We start from the raw sequence: 16,757 nt of genomic DNA on the forward strand, positions 1-16,757 counted from the left end.
GCGCGTTCGTGTCGACTGAGAACTATACCGCCGGTTATCCCGTTATGACTTCCGTAATGGTTACGGTGTGATGACGACTTGGCCTGCCCAGGACAGCCCGCCACCGAACCCGAGCAGCAGCGCCGGGCTCCCCGGAGTCACGTCGCCACGTGCCACGAGCTTGGACAGCGCAAGCGGTACCGACGCCGCCGAGGTGTTGCCGGACTCGATGACGTCCCTGGCGACGACCGCCTTGTCCGCACCGAGCCGGCGCACGATCGCCTCCACGATGCGCAGGTTCGCCTGGTGTGTCACGACTGCCCCCAGGTCGGCCGGCGTGACGTCCGCGCGCTCGCACGCGTCGAGTGCCACCGGCACCATCTCGGTGCTCGCCCACCGGAACACCGACTGGCCCTCCTGCGAGAACCGCGGCTGCCATGCACCGGCCAACAGGACGGTGTCGCCGCGCTGCGGGTCCGACCCCCAGGTCACCGGCCCGACGCCCGGCGACTCGGTGGCGCTGAGCACCGCCGCTCCGGCGCCGTCGCCGAGCAGGACGCAGGTCGAGCGGTCGGTCCAGTCGGTGACGTCGGACATCTTCTCGGCACCGACGACCAGTGCGTGGCGAGCCGCACCACCGCGTACCGTCAGGTCGGCCGTCGCCAGCGCCGTGCAGAACCCCGCGCAACCGTTGTTGAGGTCGTATGCCGCGGCGGCCGGGATCCCCAGCCTCCGGGCGACCTGCGCGGCGATGCTCGGCACCCGGTCCATGGCCGAGCAGGTCGCCACCACGACCAGGTCGATCTCGGCAGGGTCGAGCCGGGCCGCCGCCACCGCGCGTTCCGCCGCCGGCGTGGCCAGGTCGGTGACCGACTCGGTGCGCGCGATGTGCCGGGTGGCGATGCCGGTGCGCTCGCGGATCCAGGTGTCGTTCGTGTCGACGACGGCGGCGAGGTCGTCGTTGGTGAGGACGTGCTCGGGCTGGTGGTGCCCCAGACCCACGATGCGCGAACCGGACACTGCGTGCTCCTCTCGTAGCCGTCGTGGAACTATAACGTCCGAACGGTCGGTCTCTATCCGGCGGCCGGGCTACCCTGGTCCACGTGAGTCCGCGGAACACGGCCATGGGCGCGCGCCACACCCGATCGGCCATCGTGGCGCGCGGTCTCGACGTCGCGTCGATGGAAGGGCTCGGCGGCCTGACCATCGGCCGGCTCGCCCACGATCTGGCGATCAGCAAGTCCGGGCTCCTCGGGCACTTCGGTTCGAAGCAGTCGCTGCAGCTCGCCGTCCTCGATGCCGCCGCGGACGTCTTCCGCCACGAGGTGTGGGACCGGGTCGCCGATCAACCTGCCGGGTTGCCGCGGTTGCGCGCCACCTGCGAGGCCTGGGTGTCGTACCTGGAACGGCGGGTCTTCCCCGGTGGATGTTTCTTCACCGCGGTGACCAGCGAGTTCGACGACCGGCACGGTCCCGTCCGGGACGGGGTCGCCAGGCTGGCACGCCGCTGGAACCGGTCGCTTCGCGCGGACGCCGAACGAGCGGCGGCGGATCTGCCGGCCGGTACCGACCCGGACCAACTGGTCTACGAGCTCTCCAGCCTGATGCTCGGGCTGAACTACGCGTTGCAGATGTGGGACGACGAGTGCGCGCCCGAGCGGACCCGTCGAGCCGTCCACCGGCTGCTCGGCCCGCCGGCGGCGACCTGACCCGCGAGCTGCCCCGGCACCGGCCCGTGGACTACGATCCGGCACGCTGGTGATGTACCTCGAGCCGGGAGACGACGCGTGCTGTTCATCCTCATCCGCCTCAAGCGCCGACTGTCAGCCCTGCGCACGGGCCTTCCGGCGGCCGCGGTGATGGCGTTCGTGTTCGTCACCAGCTGGCCGCTGATGGCACTGGTCGAACCCGACGGCAGCACGCTGGTCCAGCCCGAGAACTACTGGTGGTACTTCGTCGTCACCGGATCGACGGTCGGCTACGGCGACTTCTTCCCCGAGACGACCGGCGGCCACGTCGTCGGCGGCTACGTCATCGTCGGTGCGATCGCCGGCCTGACCACTCTGTTCACCCAGCTGGCCACACTCATCGAGAAGACGAGAGGACGACGTATGCAAGGTGCCATCACCGTCGAGAGGTCCGGGCACGTCGTCGTGCTCGGATACACCGCCGGACGCACCGAACGGATCCTCGACGGCATCGGCGCCGAGAGCAGCCGTGCCGTCGTGCTCGGCGCGTGGGAGGACGTCGAGACACACCCGATGCCCGACCGCGACGTCGAGTTCGTCCGCGGCGAGCTGGTCGACGAGGCCGTCCTGCGCCGCGCCGGCGTCGATCGCGCCTACAGCGTGCTGGTGGACGCCCGCGACGACAACGAGGCCCTGGCCATGGCGGTCTGCGTCGAGCACGTCAACCCGGACACCCACCTGGTCGTCACGTTGCGCGACATGAACCGCGCCGACCACGTCAGTTACGTCAGCGACTCCATCCGCTGCGTTCAGTGGCACGTTCCACGGATGGCGACCGAGGAGTTGCAGGACCCCGGCATCACCCAGGTCTACACGCAGCTCATGACGCACGGGGGCGGCAACACCTACTCGATGGCGGTGCCGGCGTCCTGGGGCGCGGTGACCTTCGGCCAGTGCCAGACCGCTTTCGGCCGCGACCACGACGCCACCGTGCTGGCGGCACGCACCAGCGACGAGCTGCTGGTCAGCCCGAGCTGGCGAACCGAACTGCCGGCCGGGACGGTGCTGTACTACGTCGGTCGAGCGCGGCTGGACCCCGAGCAGGTCGACGTGCGCGGTTCGGCGCCGGCCTGACGGCGGGCCGTCACCAACGCTGCCACTCCTCGCGGGTGTACTCCAGGATCACCGGGTCGAGCATCGTCGACACCTCGGCGTCACGCACAGTCTTGTCCGGCGGGATCACTGTCGCCGCGTCGAGTACGGCCGGCGACAGGTACCGCATGTCCGGCCGCTGCTCCGGCAGCCGCAGCGGTGGCTTCGAGCCACCAGGGTCGGCCAGGACGAATCCCCAGTCGCCGAAACTCGGCACCGACACCATGTACGGGGTGGCCCCGAACCCCGCCGCCGAGACCGTCTCGCGGACGCTGGCGAACGAGCGCGGCGCGAAGAACGGCGACCCCGCCTGCACCACCATGCGTCCGCGGTCGGCGACGAGATCGTGCACCATGCCGTAGAACTCCAGCGAGTACAGCTTCGACGTGGCCGTCGAGTCCGGGTCGGGCATGTCCACGATCACCACGTCGTACGGCTCGACGCCCTCGTCCAGGCGCTCACGCACCCACCCGAACGCGTCAGCCGCGACCGCGTTGACCCGGTCGTCGGCGAACGAGTTGCCGTTGAGCTCACGCACGCTCTCGTTCTCGCGGGCCAGCTCGAGCACCGCCGGGTCGAGCTCGACGAGCGTCACCTCGGAGACGTCCGGGTACTGCAGGATCTCGCGCAGCGCGAGCCCGTCGCCGCCACCCAGCACCAGCACCCGCTGGTGCGGGCCGGCCATCACCGGATGCACCAGCGACTCATGGTATCGGTACTCGTCCGGCGAGGCGAACTGCAGGTCGCCGTTGAGGTAGAGGCGGACGTCGTCGGCACCGCCGATGTGCTGGCGCTCGGTCAGCACGATCTCCTGGTACTCCGACCGTTCGGCGTACGCGATGGGGTCGCGGAACAGCTGCTGGCGCGCGTCGACCTCGATGGCGTCCGCTCGCCACCACACGACGGTCAGGACCACCGCCACCGCCACCACCAGCGTCGCGATTCCGGTCCAGGCCCACCGCGACAGCGACCGTTTGAACAGCCACATCACGACGACGGTGCCGGCCACCAGGTTCAGCACCCCCGTGGCGATCGTCCCCTTGACGAGTCCGAGCGTCGGCAGCAGCACGAACGGGAACGCCAGCCCGCCGAGCAGCGCACCGAGATAGTCGGCCGCGAACATGTCCGCGACCGCCGATCCCGCCTCCTGCGCGCGGATACGCTGCAGCAACGTCATGAGCAGCGGGATCTCGGCACCGATCAGGGTGCCGATAATGGCCGCCAGCACGATCATCATCGGCGTGTACGCGTCGGTGACAGCGAACGAGCGGTACAGCACGAGCACGGCCACGCCACCGACCAGGGCCAGCAACGACTCGACCGCGACGAACGACACCGCGGGGAAGCGCTGCAGCGGCTTCGCCGCCAGCGAGCCGATGCCCATCGCGAACACCATGACGGAGACCACGATCGAGGCCTGCACGACCGTGTCGCCGATCAGGTAGCTGCCGAGCGCGATCAGCGCCAGCTCGTACACGAGCCCGCAGGCCGCGCACACCAGCGCCGCACCGAGGATGACCGTCCGCGCCGGACGCGAGAATCCCGTCGCGGGCGCGTCGGATCGGGTGGACAGCTCGGGGCTCAGTGCGGTCTCTCCAGGGTTCGAGCGTGGGTCAGATGATGGCCAGCGCGATGATGGCCGAGACCACGATACGCAGCGTGCCGATGACCCAGCTGGCCGGTTGCGGCTCGACGTGCACCAGGTCGCGGCGCATGTTGGTCGGCGTCAGCAGGTCGACCAGGAAGAACACCAGGGTGCTCACGACCAGGCCCACGATGCTGTAGACGATCGTGGACACGATGCCTTCACCGAAGTCGTTGGAGCTGGCGTAGATCGCCGCGACGACGATGATCCCCTGGGCCACGAACCCCGTGGCCACCATGACCGCGGCGTTGTAGTTGCGCTCGACCCAGACGAGATCGCGCAGCTTCCCCGGGGTCAGGATGTCGACCAGGATGAAGCCCAGCAGCATCATCGCCAGTCCGACGCCGCAGTAGGCGAGGATGATCCCCGCCTCTTCCACCAGGTCTCCGGCGCTCAGGTCGCCGTCGACCCCCAATGCCATGAGCATCTACCGTCGTCCTCTCATTACGATCACTTGCCGAAGCCGGAGCCGCCGCCGGAGAAGGCGTTGCGGTAGCTGCCGCCGAACGTTCCCCACACCGGGATGATGGCCACGCCCCATCGGTCGTAGCCGTCGCTGGCGTCGGTGACCTCGATGGTCGACCCCGACCCGCTCGGCTCTTCCTCGACGTGGACCATGACCTCTTCGTAGCCGAGGTACTCACCGGTCTCGTCCTCGTGCTGACGACCCGGCGTCGCCGCGGACTCGATGTCGTCGGCGACGTCGTCGACGGACTCCGACGACCGGTACGCGGCGTACTCGCCGGACTCGGACACGCGCTCGTAGTTCTCGTCGACGAAGTTGCGCACCTGTTCCTCGGTGCTGCTGCACGCCGTCAGTGTCACCAGCGCGGTTACCGCCGCCACGAGTGCGCGTGCACCCGTCCCCCTCATCAGACCACCTCCGTGCTGGTCGTCACGATCTGCCGGCTGTTCGGATAGAGATGCCAGGTGTCCCAGGCGACGCGGGCGGAGTCGCTGCGAGCGCGCAGCGCGGTGACGGCGTCCGGGTCGGCCGGGAACGCCGCCACGACCGTGTCGCCGTCACCGTCGGCATCGAGAGCACGCAGCCACCGGGCGCGATTGCGGACCCCGGCCGCCGAGAGCCGGTCGACCCTGGTGCGGAACCGGTAGTCCCGCGCGCCCAGCCGGCGGCGCGCGGCCTCCGGCAGATGCGGCTGCTGGCCCGGCAGGCAGGCCACGGTCTCGACGATCTGGTCGTCCGGCCCGTCCAGGACCACCTGGTGCGACGCACCCAGAACGCGCAGCTCGAGGCCGCGGCCGGGCCCGGCCGGAACGTGTACGGACGTCAGCGCCGGCACCACCGGGTGCCCGAGCGTCCAGACGAGATCCGTGGCCCTCGTGTCGACGTAGGGCACATCCAGGGTGGCGAGCACGCGCGGATCAGTCCCCCGACCCGTCGCTGCCGGGATAGATCGTCAGCGTGCCGGCCGGGACCTTCTCACCCAGTCCGGCCTCCCACTCGCCGCCGTCGAACCGTTCGAAGGACAGGTAGCGCCCGCCCGGCCCCTCGAAGTCGACGTACTCCACACCACCGGTGGCGCCCAGCCCGGTCGTGCCCTCGGAGGCGAACGTCGCGGTGCCGTGCTCGTCGCGGCGGTACTCGATGCCGTCATGCGTGAGCACCTTCGCGCTGGGCTGCAGGTCGGTGCCTTTCAGCTCGGTCCACACGACGACCTCGAGGTCGGGGTCCTCTTCGACGGACAGCCACCGGCGCGAGCCGGCGGCGTCGGTCATGGCGTCGAGGAAGTGCTCGCTCCACCGGTAACCGCCCTCGCGCAGGCGCAGCGAGCCGCGCACGAACATCTGCTCGCCGAGGAACTCGACCATGTCGCCGGCCTTGAGCGAACGGGGGTCGCCGAACGTGCTCTCGCCGGGCTCGAACGGGTCGCGCGGCGTCGACGCGGTCGCGGCCTGCTGCTCGCGGGCCCGGCGGGCGCGCATGACCATGATGACCGCCACGACCACCACCGCGACGACCACCAGTACGACGATGGCTCCCACGGCTCATCCCCCAGACGTCGTGCATGCCGGCTGTTCGGTCCTTGTGCCCCGCGCCACAATACACACGTGCTGGCCAGCCTGAACCGCCCGGTGCGCAGAATTCCGGTCGCGTTCACCGGCGCACGTCGTCAGCCGTCCCGCTCGGCGAACTCCGGGCGCAGAATGCCCATGATCAACGTGTCGTGGCGTTCGCCGTCCCACTGCAACGCGTCGCGCTCGCGTCCTTCGAGCACGAATCCGCACTTCTCGTATGCGCGGACGGCACGCTGGTTGAAGTCGAACACCTCGAGCCGGACCCGGTGCAGGCCGATCCGGTCGAACGCGTAACGCAGCAGCAGCCGGGTCGCCTCCGGGCCGAATCCGCGTCCCTGGAACGCCTGGACGAGGTCGATGCGGAACCCGGCCGTCTCGTTGTCGCCGTCGATGCCCATGAGCACGATGCCCCCGGCGTACTCGCCGGTACCGGCCGCCTCGATGGCGAGGTCGAGGCGGTCGTCCTGTTCGGGCCGGGTCGCACAGAACCGCTCGACCTGCTCGAACGTGAACGTGGTGTGGGTTCCGGTCAGCCTCATGGTCTCGGGATCCTGCAATGACGCGAACACGGCCGGCGCGTGGTGCGCGTCGATGGGTACCAGCCGGACACGGTCCCCGGCGAGCGTGGGCTTGGTGGTGACGGCGGCGGCGTCGATCATGCCACCGTTCTACGCAGCCGCGGACCGGCCGGCAACGGGATTTCCGGGACGCCGGCGACGCCCGAAGGCCCCTCGGAGTAAGGGGTCCGAGGGGCCTCCGTCAGGACCGGACCCACCGCCACCGGCTACGCGGCGGCCGTGCCGGCACCCGATGTGTGCCACCGCGGCGCTCCCCCGACGGACCGCCGCAGGTCCGATCTGCCGTCCGGCTCCGAGCGGAACCCCTGCGCATCGGACACAGTCCGCCGGGAACCCGTCCCGGCGAGGGCCCGCCGTTTTCCGTCCGGCACGTCCTGCGTTCCTTCGGAGCCCTCGGGTTCGCACCTGTGCCGAACTCCGAATCGCATGGACGCTGAAGCCGTTCTAGTCCGGTGGCGCGACCCTGACAAGGGGTCCAACGGACACGAACATCCGGACCCGCGGAACCCACAGCGTCGTCCACAGGTCTGTGAGCGCGAGACCACCCACAACCCACAACCCTGTGTACAAAATCTGTGGACGGACGCGGCCCGATCACCGCCGGTTCAGCACCCGTGTGACGGCCGCGACGACGGTGGTCGCGAGAACCGCGCCGCAGAAGATCAGCCCGTAAGCCACCCACAGGTCCGGTCCGCGCGGATCCCACGCCGAGTCCTGGCCGAGGCTCAGCAGCGGGATCAGCAGATCGAGCGTGTAGCCGAACGGGTTGAACGTCGGGTGCACGTCCGTCTCGACCGGCTCGAGCTCGCTTCCTGCGAAGTACGCCGTCCCGAACGCGAGCAGGCCGGTGAACCACACCGCCGCCAGACCCGGCCGGTAACCGTAGCCGACGGTCACGTCCTGGAGATATCCCCAGCCCTTCATGAGCACCTGGCCGAACGACGACGTGCCGAGCAGGTCGCGCCGGTGCCGTTGCCGCGCCAGCAGCACGGTGCGCGCCGCCGCGTCCTCACCGGCACGGTGGTAGTGCGCGGCCAGCTGTTCGTAGACCTGATGCTGGTAACCGGTGAGGTCGCGGCGCAGCCACGACAGCGCGGTGTCGACGTCGGCGTCACCCGGATCGTCGAACGTCAGCCCGGAGAGCATGACCGTGGTCGTGTCGGTGGGGTCGAGCACGAGTGTCCGCACCGCGGAGTCGCGCAGGTCGACGGCGCTCTCGCCGGGAGGCAGCTCGACCGTTCCGGCCTGCATCTGGGACAGGTCGACGACCACCGGGCGGCCCGGTCGCGCCGGCGGCGCCACGTCGAGGCCGTCCATCAGCACCCGCCGCTCGACCACGGCCTCGCGCAGGCTGATGACCGGCTTCGCCTCGTCGATCGGCTCCGCCGGCCCCGGTTCGACAGCCCCCTCACTGATGGAGACGTGCTCCCACCAGACCTCACCGAGGCGCGCCCGGTCCAGCCGGATGTCGCCGACGACGGTCAGCCGGGCGGTGTCGTCGGCGTACTGCGTCCCGAACTCCACGGCGCCGGCGACCTGCAGGTCCGGCGCGTACAGGGCCGGACGGCCCGGGTTCGTCAACCGGCCGCCGTCGTGGAACACCAGCCGCCCGGCGAGCACGGCTTCGGCGAACGACACCTGCCCGGCCAGCGACAGCCGCCGGCACTCGACGTTGCCCTCGACGCGCATGCCGACGGCGGTGACCACGTGGTCGACGGAGGCGCCGCCGTCCGGCGTCGAGCCGACGGCCCCCTGCACCCCGGAGAGCTGCATCGCGAGCCCGACCTCCGCCCGCCGCAGCACGAGCGTGCCGGTCAGGTCGGCTTCGCGGACGATGAGCGCGCCGGCGACCGAGATGTGCGCGGCGTCCACCGCGATCCGCCCGGCGTGCCGGTACCGCCCGCCGTCGATCAGTAGTTCACCGCCCACACGGCAGCGTGGCAGCGCGACCGCGCCGTCGACGTCCAGGCCGGTGAGCCGGATGACGCCGGCCGTCATGTCCGCGGCGAGCAACGCCGCGCTGTCGTGCGCCTCGATGGTGACGTGGCGCAGGCTCACCCCGGCCACGAACGCCGACCCGGTGAGCCGCAGCGCGCCGCGAAACAGGCCGCGGTCGACGAGCAGCTCCTCGGAGGTCGTCTGGGTGGCGCTGAACACGATCGGCCCGTCCGCCGACCCGACGCCGGAGCCCGCCAACGTGGTCTCGCCCAGGACGATCCGGCGGCGCACGCGCGCCTGGTCGAACGAGACCATCCCGTGGATCTGGGCGCGTTCCAGCGAGATCTTGCCGCCGACCTGCACGCCGGTGGCGTCCAGGACCCGGTGGTTCGGCCTGCGCAGCTCGGCGCCGTCGAACACGAGGTCGCCGCCGACCGATCCGTCGCGCATCACCACCCGGCCGTCGGCGGAGAACGAGCCCAGGTCCGGCGAGTACGGGTCGTCACCGACGACGAAGTCGCCGCGGACCTCGATACGCGAGGCGATCAGCGCGTTCGCGTCCGGGTTGTACAGCTGCGCCCCGGTCAGCACCACAGCGTCGGCCACCGCCGCGGTCAGCCGCACGGCGCCGTCGCAGACCAGGCCACGGGCCGCGAACCGTCCGTCGACGCGCAGCCCGATCGCGTCGACGCCGATGCCGTGCGCCTCGATGTACGCGCCCCGCAGCAGGACGTCGCTGCGCACGCGTGCCTGGAAGAGCCGGAGCACGCCCTGGACCGTGGAGCCGTCCAGGGCGAGGCTCTTGCCGACGTCGGCGTGCGCGAGGTCGATGTCACCGCGACAGCGGAACCGCCGGCCGAACACCAGCCGCTCGCCGACGACCGCGCGCGACGCGCCCAGCGCCCGGTGCCCGCCGTCGAGGTCCGCGCCGTCGAGGAAGATGCCGGCGCCGACCCGCACGCCCTTGATGTTCAGTGCGCCTTTGGTGTTCAGCCGCTCGAGGTTGAGATCGCGCCGGACCGTGGCGGACTGGAAGCTCAGCGCCCACGAGTCGTCGGGATTGGTGACCCGGGCGCCCACGAACCGCACCGAGGTCGCCTCGAACTCGTCGAAGACCACCCGCCCGACGAGTCGCGCCCGGTCCGCCACCAGCGAGCCCACGGCCGCACCGATGCCGACGACGGCGTACCCGCCGGGGTTGCTGATCTCGACGCCGCGCAGCGCCAGCGTGTCGCGGACCTGTCCCCGGGGCAGCAGCACCCGCCCGAGGATCCGGGTGCCGTTCTCGGCCTCGACCCGGTCCGCCTCGATGTCGCCGGCCTGCAGCGCGTCACCGCCGGGGTTGGCGAGCACGGCCGAGTCGAACGTCACCCGCCCGGCGATGGCGGCGTGCCCGAGATCGATCGCGCCACTGCAGCGCAGTCCGTGCCCGTCGAGGCCGCCGGCGACCATCCGCCGCGCGTCGAGGGCGACACCCTCACGGTGGCGCAGCACGGCGTCGGTCAGGTCGATCTGGCCGACGACGGCAGCGCCGGACAGCAGCACCGTGCCGCGCGCCCGGATGCCGACCAGTCCGAGGCCGCCGTCCACACGCAGCCGCTCGGAGTGCACGGCGGTGCCGGCGTCGGCGAACAGCCTGGCCCGGTTGAGCAGCAGGTCGCCGCCGACCGACAGGTTGCGGGCGTGGAACAGGGTCCCGACGCCGGTGAACCTGGTGTCCTCGAACGACGCCGACCGGTGCACCCGCGTGTCGACCATCGTCACCGCGTCGACGTGGCACTCGCGCACCGAGATGGCGCTCTCGACGTCGACGGACTCGGTGCGCAGGTCCGGCAGGCGGCAGCGGACGAGCTCGATGCCGGCGGCGGTCAGCTCGGCGAACAGCGCGACGTCGTCGATCCAGCACATGTCCAGCCGCAGCGGGCGTGCCAGCCGGCCGTAGCGGAACCGCAGCCCGCCGGTGATACGGACGCCGGTCAGGCGGACGGCGTCGTTGTGAGCGGACGGCGCCGCGTCGCGCAGCAGCTCGTCGATGACGCGGGCGCGGACGGTGCGCGCGCCGTCCCAGGCCTCCGGCGACTCGACGGCGCGCGGGTCGATGTCGCGACCGAGGTCCGCTTCACCACCTCGTTCGACCGCGGAACGCAGCGCCGATTCGGCGCGGCTGAGCCGGTCGCGCACGGTACCTCCTCGGGCGCCTGCGGATGACGATCACGGCAGTGATCAATGTATCTTTCCGGCGTCACGGGCATACCCGCCACGCCCGCATGGTGGGAAGATCTGTCGTGTCGCACCGTGGTTCCCGGCCGCGGATGTGAGAGAACAACGAAGGCCCCTCGGCGTAAGGGTCCGAGGGGCCTTCGTCCGTTGGTCGTCCACATCTCGACCGGCGTATCCACAACGGTGTGGACACGCCATGTGGACGCCGACGATCACATCTCCGTCGCGGGAGGCTCACCGATCGTGAAGGTCAGCGTCGCGCCGTCGGTGTTCGTCATGGTCATGGTGTCGCCGGAGATCTCGGTCTCGACCTTGCCCTGAAGCACGCCGAGGATGGCGGTGTCGAGGTCGCCGCGCTTGCCCGAGCACGCCTTCTTGGTGGCCAGCAGCGGCTCGAACGTGACGACGCCGTCGCCGACCTCGGCCGACCCGCCGAAGCCGTTGCAGCTCGTGTTGCCCTCCACGTCGCCGTCCTTCGTGATCTGCAGGTAGGCGCCGAGGTCCTGCTTGGCCTTGATCGACGCGTCGGCCGTCTTGACCCGCTGGACGACCCAGGTGTTGCCGGCCACCGGCGTCGTCGACGTGTCGGTGCCGTCGCCGGTCGGCTCGCCGGCGCTCGTCGACCCGGAACCGTCCTCGGGCACGGCCGTCGTCTGGTCGTCGTTGCCGCCGCACGCGGCGATCAGCGCGATGCTCGCCACCGCGGCAAGGATTCGAAGTCGTCGCATACCGATGTGACGCCTCGGGCTCGCGACCCGTTCCCTCCGGCACGAGGAAAGTTCCGGCATCTGTGAGCGAGCTCGCGTCCGCGCGGCGGGCACCAGGTTGCACGGGGTTACTCACTGGTAGCATCATGGGGTTACTCGCTGGTAGCCACCGCCTGACAGCGCCGCACGGAGGAATCCATGGGCCACTACAAGTCCAACCTGCGCGACATCGAGTTCACCCTGTTCGAGGTTCTGGGCAGCGGGGAGCTGCTCGGTCACGGCAGGTACGCCGACTTCGACGTCGACACCGCCCGCAGCATCCTGGCCGAGATCGACCGGATGAGCCGCGACGAGCTCGCCGAGCCGTACGCGGACTCCGACCGCAATCCTCCGGTGTTCGATCCCGAGGACGGCAGTGTCGCCGTGTCCGAGCCTTTCAAGACGAGCTACCAGGCACTCATGAACTCCGAGGTGTGGCGGTTCGGGCTGCCCGAGGGTCTCGGCGGGACACCGCTGCCGCTGTCGATCTTCTGGGGCGGCGCCGAGCTGATCCTCGGCGCCAACGCCGCGGCCTGGATGTACTCCTCCGGCCCCGCGTTCGCCAGCGTCATCTGGAACAACGGCACCGAGACACAGCAGCGCATCGCCGAGATCATGATCGAGCGGCAGTGGGCGGCCACCATGGTGCTCACCGAGCCCGACGCCGGCTCGGACGTCGGCGCCGGCAGGGCCAGGGCCTACCCACAGGACGACGGCAGCTGGCACATCGAGGGCGTCAAGCGGTTCATCACCTCCGGCGAGCACGACATGTCCGAGAACATCGTCCATCTCGTCCTCGCCCGCCCGGTCGGCGTCGAGGGCGCCGGCGGGCCCGGCACGAAGGGGCTGTCGCTGTTCATCGTGCCCAAGTTCCGGTTCGATCACGTCACCGGCGAGCTCGGTGAGCGCAACGGCGTCCGCGCCACCAACCTCGAGAAGAAGATGGGGCTGAAGGTCTCGTCGACCTGCGAGCTGACGTTCGGCGACGGCGAGCCCGCCGCCGGATACCTGCTCGGCGAGGTGCACGACGGCATCGCCCAGATGTTCCAGGTCATCGAGTACGCGCGGATGATGGTGGGGACCAAGGCGATCGCCACGCTCTCGTCGGGCTACCTGAACGCGCTGGAGTACGCGAAGGAACGCGTCCAGGGTGCCGACCTGACCCGCGCCACGGACAAGACCGCGCCACGGGTCACCATCACCCATCACCCGGACGTCCGCCGCTCGCTGATGACCCAGAAGGCACACGCCGAGGGGATGCGCGCGCTCGTGCTCTACACCGCGACCATGCAGGAGCGGGTGGCCGAGGCCGCCGCCCGCGGCGAGACGGACGAGCAGGCCGAGCGGGTGAACGACCTGCTGCTGCCGATCGTCAAGGGGTACGGCTCCGAGCGGTCCTGGGTGCTGCTCGGCTCCGAGTCGCTGCAGACGTTCGGCGGCTCCGGGTTCCTGCAGGACTACCCGCTCGAGCAGTACGTCCGTGACGCCAAGATCGACACCCTGTACGAGGGCACCACCGCGATCCAGGGCCAGGACCTGCTCTTCCGCAAGATCGTGAAGGACGACGGGCAGGCCATCGGCTGGCTGTCCCAGCAGATCCGGGCCACGCTGGCCGACGAGGCCGGGGGCGGGCGCCTGAAGGTCGAGCGCGAGCTCCTGGCCACCGCGCTCGACGACGTCCAGGGCATGCTGGGCACCCTGGTCGGCTTCCTGACCTCCGGCGACCCGCGTGACGTCTACAAGGTCGGGCAGAACACCACCCGGTTCCTGCTCGCGGCCGGCGACCTGGTGGTCGCCTGGCTGCTGGTGCGGCAGGCGGCCGTCGCGCTGAGCAAGCTGGACGCCGACGACGTCACCACGAAGGACACCGCGTTCTACCAGGGCAAGGTGGCGGCGGCGCAGTTCTTCACCCGGCAGGTGCTGCCCCGCCTTACCACCGAGCGCGCCGTCGTCGACGGCACCGACAACGCGCTCATGGACCTCGACGAAGCCGCGTTCTAGGCGCCGGCACGCCCCCGCGACCGGTCGCGGTTGTCACGACGGCGGCGGTTCTGCTGCGGGCGGGCGTTGTTGCGGCGAGGCGCACTGCGCGACGGCTCCGGCACCGCCATCGTCGGCGCCTGTGTCAGCGACGACGGGGTGATGGCACCGTCCACGGCTCGCGCGTCGACGTTCTTGGCGTCGACGCCGGCCTTGCGGAACAGCTCGCCGAGGTTCCTGGCCTGCCCGGGCGTCGCCACCGTCACGACGGCGCCGGAGGCGCCGGCGCGCGCCGTGCGCCCGGACCGGTGCAGGTACGACTTCGGCTCGCCGGCCGGGTCGAAGTGCACGACCAGGCCGACACCGTCGACGTGGATGCCCCGCGCGGCCACGTCCGTGGCCACGACGACCTTCGCCTGGCCGCTGCGGAACCGGTCCAGGTTCCGCTCGCGGACCCGCTGGGACAGGTCGCCGTGCAGGTCGACCGCGGGGACTCCGGCGCCCTCGAGGTCCTCGGCGAGCCTGGTCGCGCCGCCCTTGGTCCGGGTGAACACGATGCTGCGCGGGTTGGCCCGCAGCAGGTCGGTGGTGACGTCGATCTTGTTGTGCGGGCCCACCACCAGCACGTGGTGGTCCATGGTCGTGATCGAGCCGGCGTCCGGGTCGATCTCGTGCCGCGCCGGCGTCGTGAGGTGACGACGGACCAGCCGGTCGACGTCACCGTCCAGCGTCGCCGAGAGCAGCAGCCGCTGACCCCCCGCGGGCGTGCGGCCGAGCAGGTCGTCGATGACCGGGAAGAACCCCAGGTCGCACAGGTGGTCGGCTTCGTCCAGCGTGACCATCTCGACGGACTCGAGCTTGCAGGCGCCCCGGTCCACCAGGTCGCCGAGACGTCCGGGGGTGGCGACGACGATGTCGGCTCCACGGTCGAGGCGGCGGATCTGCCGGTCGTACGGCGAGCCGCCGTACACCGTGACCATCCGCAACCCCAGCGCGTCGGCCAGGGGCTCGATGGCCTTCGAGACCTGACCGGCCAGCTCGCGGGTCGGCACGATGATCAGCGCCCGGGGATGGTTCGGCTGGCTGCGGCCACCGGCGAGACGTGCCAGCACCGGCAGCCCGAAGGCCAGCGTCTTGCCGGAACCGGTGCGCGCCCGGCCCAGAACGTCGCTTCCGGCCATGGCGTCGGGCAGCACCGCCGCCTGCACCGCGGTGGGCTCGACGATGCCGTCGACACCGAGGATGCGCACGACCTTCTCGGGCACACCGAGGCCGGTGAACACCGACCCCGCCGGGTCGAACGCCTCGATGGCGGCCTTGCGTGCCGGGTCGACCGTCCGCCGTTGCGACGGGCCGCCTCCGGAACGGCGGTCGCCCTTGCGGTTCGGGCGACGGCCACCGGCGCGGTCGTCGCGACGCGGTCCTCGACCCGAGCGCTGGTCGGAGCGCTGGCCGCTCCGTTGCGGGTGGCTGGTGGATCCTGTGGGCAGGCTGGCGCGATCGTGCGGCATGGACGGCACTCCGGTCCGGTTGAACAGCGGGCGCGCTCCCGGCGCGCCGGCGCGGGTGCGTCAGCGCGATGAGCCTCAGGGGCGCGGTACCCGACTTTCCCTTGGACGTTCCACCGTCATAGAACTCGGGCACGAGAACGGGCCCGTCGTGAACACGGACCCGTGGCTGAGATCAAGTCTACCGGTTCCGGCCCCTTGGCACACATCGGGACCGGGAGAGCCACGTCACGCGGCGGCAATTCACCCGGCTACCATGGCCCCGACCCGCCAGAGCCGACGAGCGAGGGTGCCGCCGCGTGTCCGCAGACACCGTTCCAGACGAAAGCACCCGCGTGCCCGATGCCGGTGACGACGTCCTGGTGGTCCGGTCGCTGGTCCGGCGCTTCGGCGGCATCACCGCGGTGGACGACGTCTCGTTCCGGATCGGGCAGGGTGAGACCTACGGGCTGCTCGGTCCGAACGGCGCGGGAAAGACCACCACGATCTCCATGGTCGCCGGCCTGATCCGCGCCGACAGCGGCGCCACGCTCGTCAACGGACGTGAGATGGGCCCCGACCGGGTCGACGTCAAGCACCACATCGGCCTGGTGCCGCAGAACCTGGCCATCTATCCCGACCTCACGGGTCGCGAGAACCTCCGGTACTTCGGCCGGCTGCAGCGGCTCGGCCGGGAAGCACTCGACCGCCGCGTCGACGAGGTGCTCGAGCTCATCGGCCTGACCGACCGCGCCGGCGACCTCACCAAGGAGTACTCCGGCGGCATGAAACGCCGGCTCAACATCGGGATCGGCCTGCTGCACCAACCCCGCCTGCTGATCCTGGACGAGCCGACGGTCGGCGTCGACCCGCAGTCGCGCCACGCCATCCTGGAATCCGTGGAGGCCCTGTCCGTCGAGGGCATGGCCGTGCTGTACACCACCCACTACATGGAGGAGGCCGAGCGGCTCTGCGACCGCATCGGCATCATCGACGAGGGGCGGATCCAGGCCGAGGGCAGCCGCGACGAGCTGGTCCGCCTCACCGGCGGTGTCGACCACATCCGCCTGAACGGTTCCGGCGACATCGACGTCGCCGCCGACGCCCTGCGCGAGCTGCCCGAGGTCGAACAGGTCGATGCCGACCGGCGCACGCTCTACCTCACGGTGCGCGACGCACCCACCGCCGTCGCTCGCATCGTCACGTCCGCCACCCGGGCGGGCTTGTCGCTGACCGACGTCGAGATCACCCGGCCTGACCTGGAATCGGTGTTCCTGCATCTCACCGGCAAGGCGCTGCGAGACTGA

14 protein-coding genes are annotated in these 16,757 nt (G+C 70.8%); 4 read left to right on the forward strand and 10 right to left on the reverse strand.

Going from position 1 to position 16,757, the window contains the following annotated elements; genetic code table 11:
- Nucleotides 1-60: 60 nt before the first annotated feature.
- Nucleotides 61-999: a beta-ketoacyl-ACP synthase III gene (locus CLV30_RS01500; RefSeq protein WP_106535400.1), complete on the reverse strand. Its 939-nt coding sequence runs from the start codon at nt 997-999 to the stop codon at nt 61-63.
- Between the two features lie 83 nt (nt 1,000-1,082).
- On the opposite strand from CLV30_RS01500, the gene CLV30_RS01505 reads away from it, so the two are divergent.
- Both CLV30_RS01505 and CLV30_RS01510 read left to right on the forward strand, forming a co-directional pair.
- Nucleotides 1,083-1,688 (forward strand): TetR/AcrR family transcriptional regulator, encoded by a 606-nt coding sequence (locus tag CLV30_RS01505; protein ID WP_205740362.1) that lies wholly within the window; start codon nt 1,083-1,085, stop codon nt 1,686-1,688.
- Nucleotides 1,689-1,766: 78 nt separating this feature from the next.
- A complete protein-coding gene (locus CLV30_RS01510; RefSeq protein ID WP_106535402.1) occupies nt 1,767-2,801 on the forward strand; it encodes an ion channel in 1,035 nt (344 codons plus the stop codon).
- 10 nt (nt 2,802-2,811) lie between these two features.
- On the opposite strand, the gene CLV30_RS01515 is transcribed toward CLV30_RS01510, so the two are convergent.
- From CLV30_RS01515 to CLV30_RS01550, 8 genes are all read right to left on the reverse strand, one after another.
- Complete coding sequence (locus tag CLV30_RS01515; RefSeq protein WP_205740405.1) at nt 2,812-4,404, reverse strand: polyamine aminopropyltransferase; 1,593 nt, start codon at nt 4,402-4,404, stop codon at nt 2,812-2,814.
- Nucleotides 4,405-4,432: 28 nt separating this feature from the next.
- Nucleotides 4,433-4,891 (reverse strand): DUF350 domain-containing protein, encoded by a 459-nt coding sequence (locus tag CLV30_RS01520; protein ID WP_106535404.1) that lies wholly within the window; start codon nt 4,889-4,891, stop codon nt 4,433-4,435.
- Nucleotides 4,892-4,914: 23 nt separating this feature from the next.
- Complete coding sequence (locus CLV30_RS01525; RefSeq protein WP_106535405.1) at nt 4,915-5,337, reverse strand: DUF4247 domain-containing protein; 423 nt, start codon at nt 5,335-5,337, stop codon at nt 4,915-4,917.
- The gene (locus CLV30_RS01530) at nt 5,337-5,840 is read right to left on the reverse strand and encodes a DUF2617 family protein (protein ID WP_165358400.1); all 504 of its coding nucleotides are present in this window, start codon (nt 5,838-5,840) and stop codon (nt 5,337-5,339) included. The genes CLV30_RS01525 and CLV30_RS01530 overlap by 1 nt, the downstream gene beginning before the upstream one ends.
- Before the next feature lie 7 nt (nt 5,841-5,847).
- The gene (locus CLV30_RS01535) at nt 5,848-6,468 is read right to left on the reverse strand and encodes a DUF4178 domain-containing protein (RefSeq protein ID WP_205740363.1); all 621 of its coding nucleotides are present in this window, start codon (nt 6,466-6,468) and stop codon (nt 5,848-5,850) included.
- A gap of 128 nt (nt 6,469-6,596) precedes the next feature.
- Complete coding sequence (locus CLV30_RS01540) at nt 6,597-7,160, reverse strand: GNAT family N-acetyltransferase (RefSeq protein WP_106535407.1); 564 nt, start codon at nt 7,158-7,160, stop codon at nt 6,597-6,599.
- Nucleotides 7,161-7,673: 513 nt separating this feature from the next.
- Complete coding sequence (locus CLV30_RS01545; RefSeq protein ID WP_106535408.1) at nt 7,674-11,198, reverse strand: hypothetical protein; 3,525 nt, start codon at nt 11,196-11,198, stop codon at nt 7,674-7,676.
- A 251-nt stretch (nt 11,199-11,449) separates the two neighbouring features.
- A complete protein-coding gene (locus tag CLV30_RS01550) occupies nt 11,450-11,965 on the reverse strand; it encodes an META domain-containing protein (RefSeq protein ID WP_165358401.1) in 516 nt (171 codons plus the stop codon).
- Between the two features lie 177 nt (nt 11,966-12,142).
- Between CLV30_RS01550 and CLV30_RS01555 the strand changes: the two genes are divergently transcribed.
- A complete protein-coding gene (locus tag CLV30_RS01555; protein ID WP_106535410.1) occupies nt 12,143-13,984 on the forward strand; it encodes an acyl-CoA dehydrogenase in 1,842 nt (613 codons plus the stop codon).
- On the opposite strand, the gene CLV30_RS01560 is transcribed toward CLV30_RS01555, so the two are convergent.
- Nucleotides 13,981-15,474: a DEAD/DEAH box helicase gene (locus tag CLV30_RS01560; protein ID WP_106535411.1), complete on the reverse strand. Its 1,494-nt coding sequence runs from the start codon at nt 15,472-15,474 to the stop codon at nt 13,981-13,983. The two genes, CLV30_RS01555 and CLV30_RS01560, sit on opposite strands and share 4 nt — an antisense overlap.
- A 296-nt stretch (nt 15,475-15,770) precedes the next feature.
- Here CLV30_RS01560 and CLV30_RS01565 point away from each other — a divergent pair, with 296 nt between their 5' ends.
- On the forward strand, nt 15,771-16,757 hold the full coding sequence (locus tag CLV30_RS01565) for an ABC transporter ATP-binding protein (protein ID WP_205740364.1): 987 nt from the start codon (nt 15,771-15,773) through the stop codon (nt 16,755-16,757).

It is taken from the genome of Haloactinopolyspora alba (assembly GCF_003014555.1).
Classification (GTDB): Bacteria; Actinomycetota; Actinomycetes; order Jiangellales; family Jiangellaceae; genus Haloactinopolyspora; species Haloactinopolyspora alba.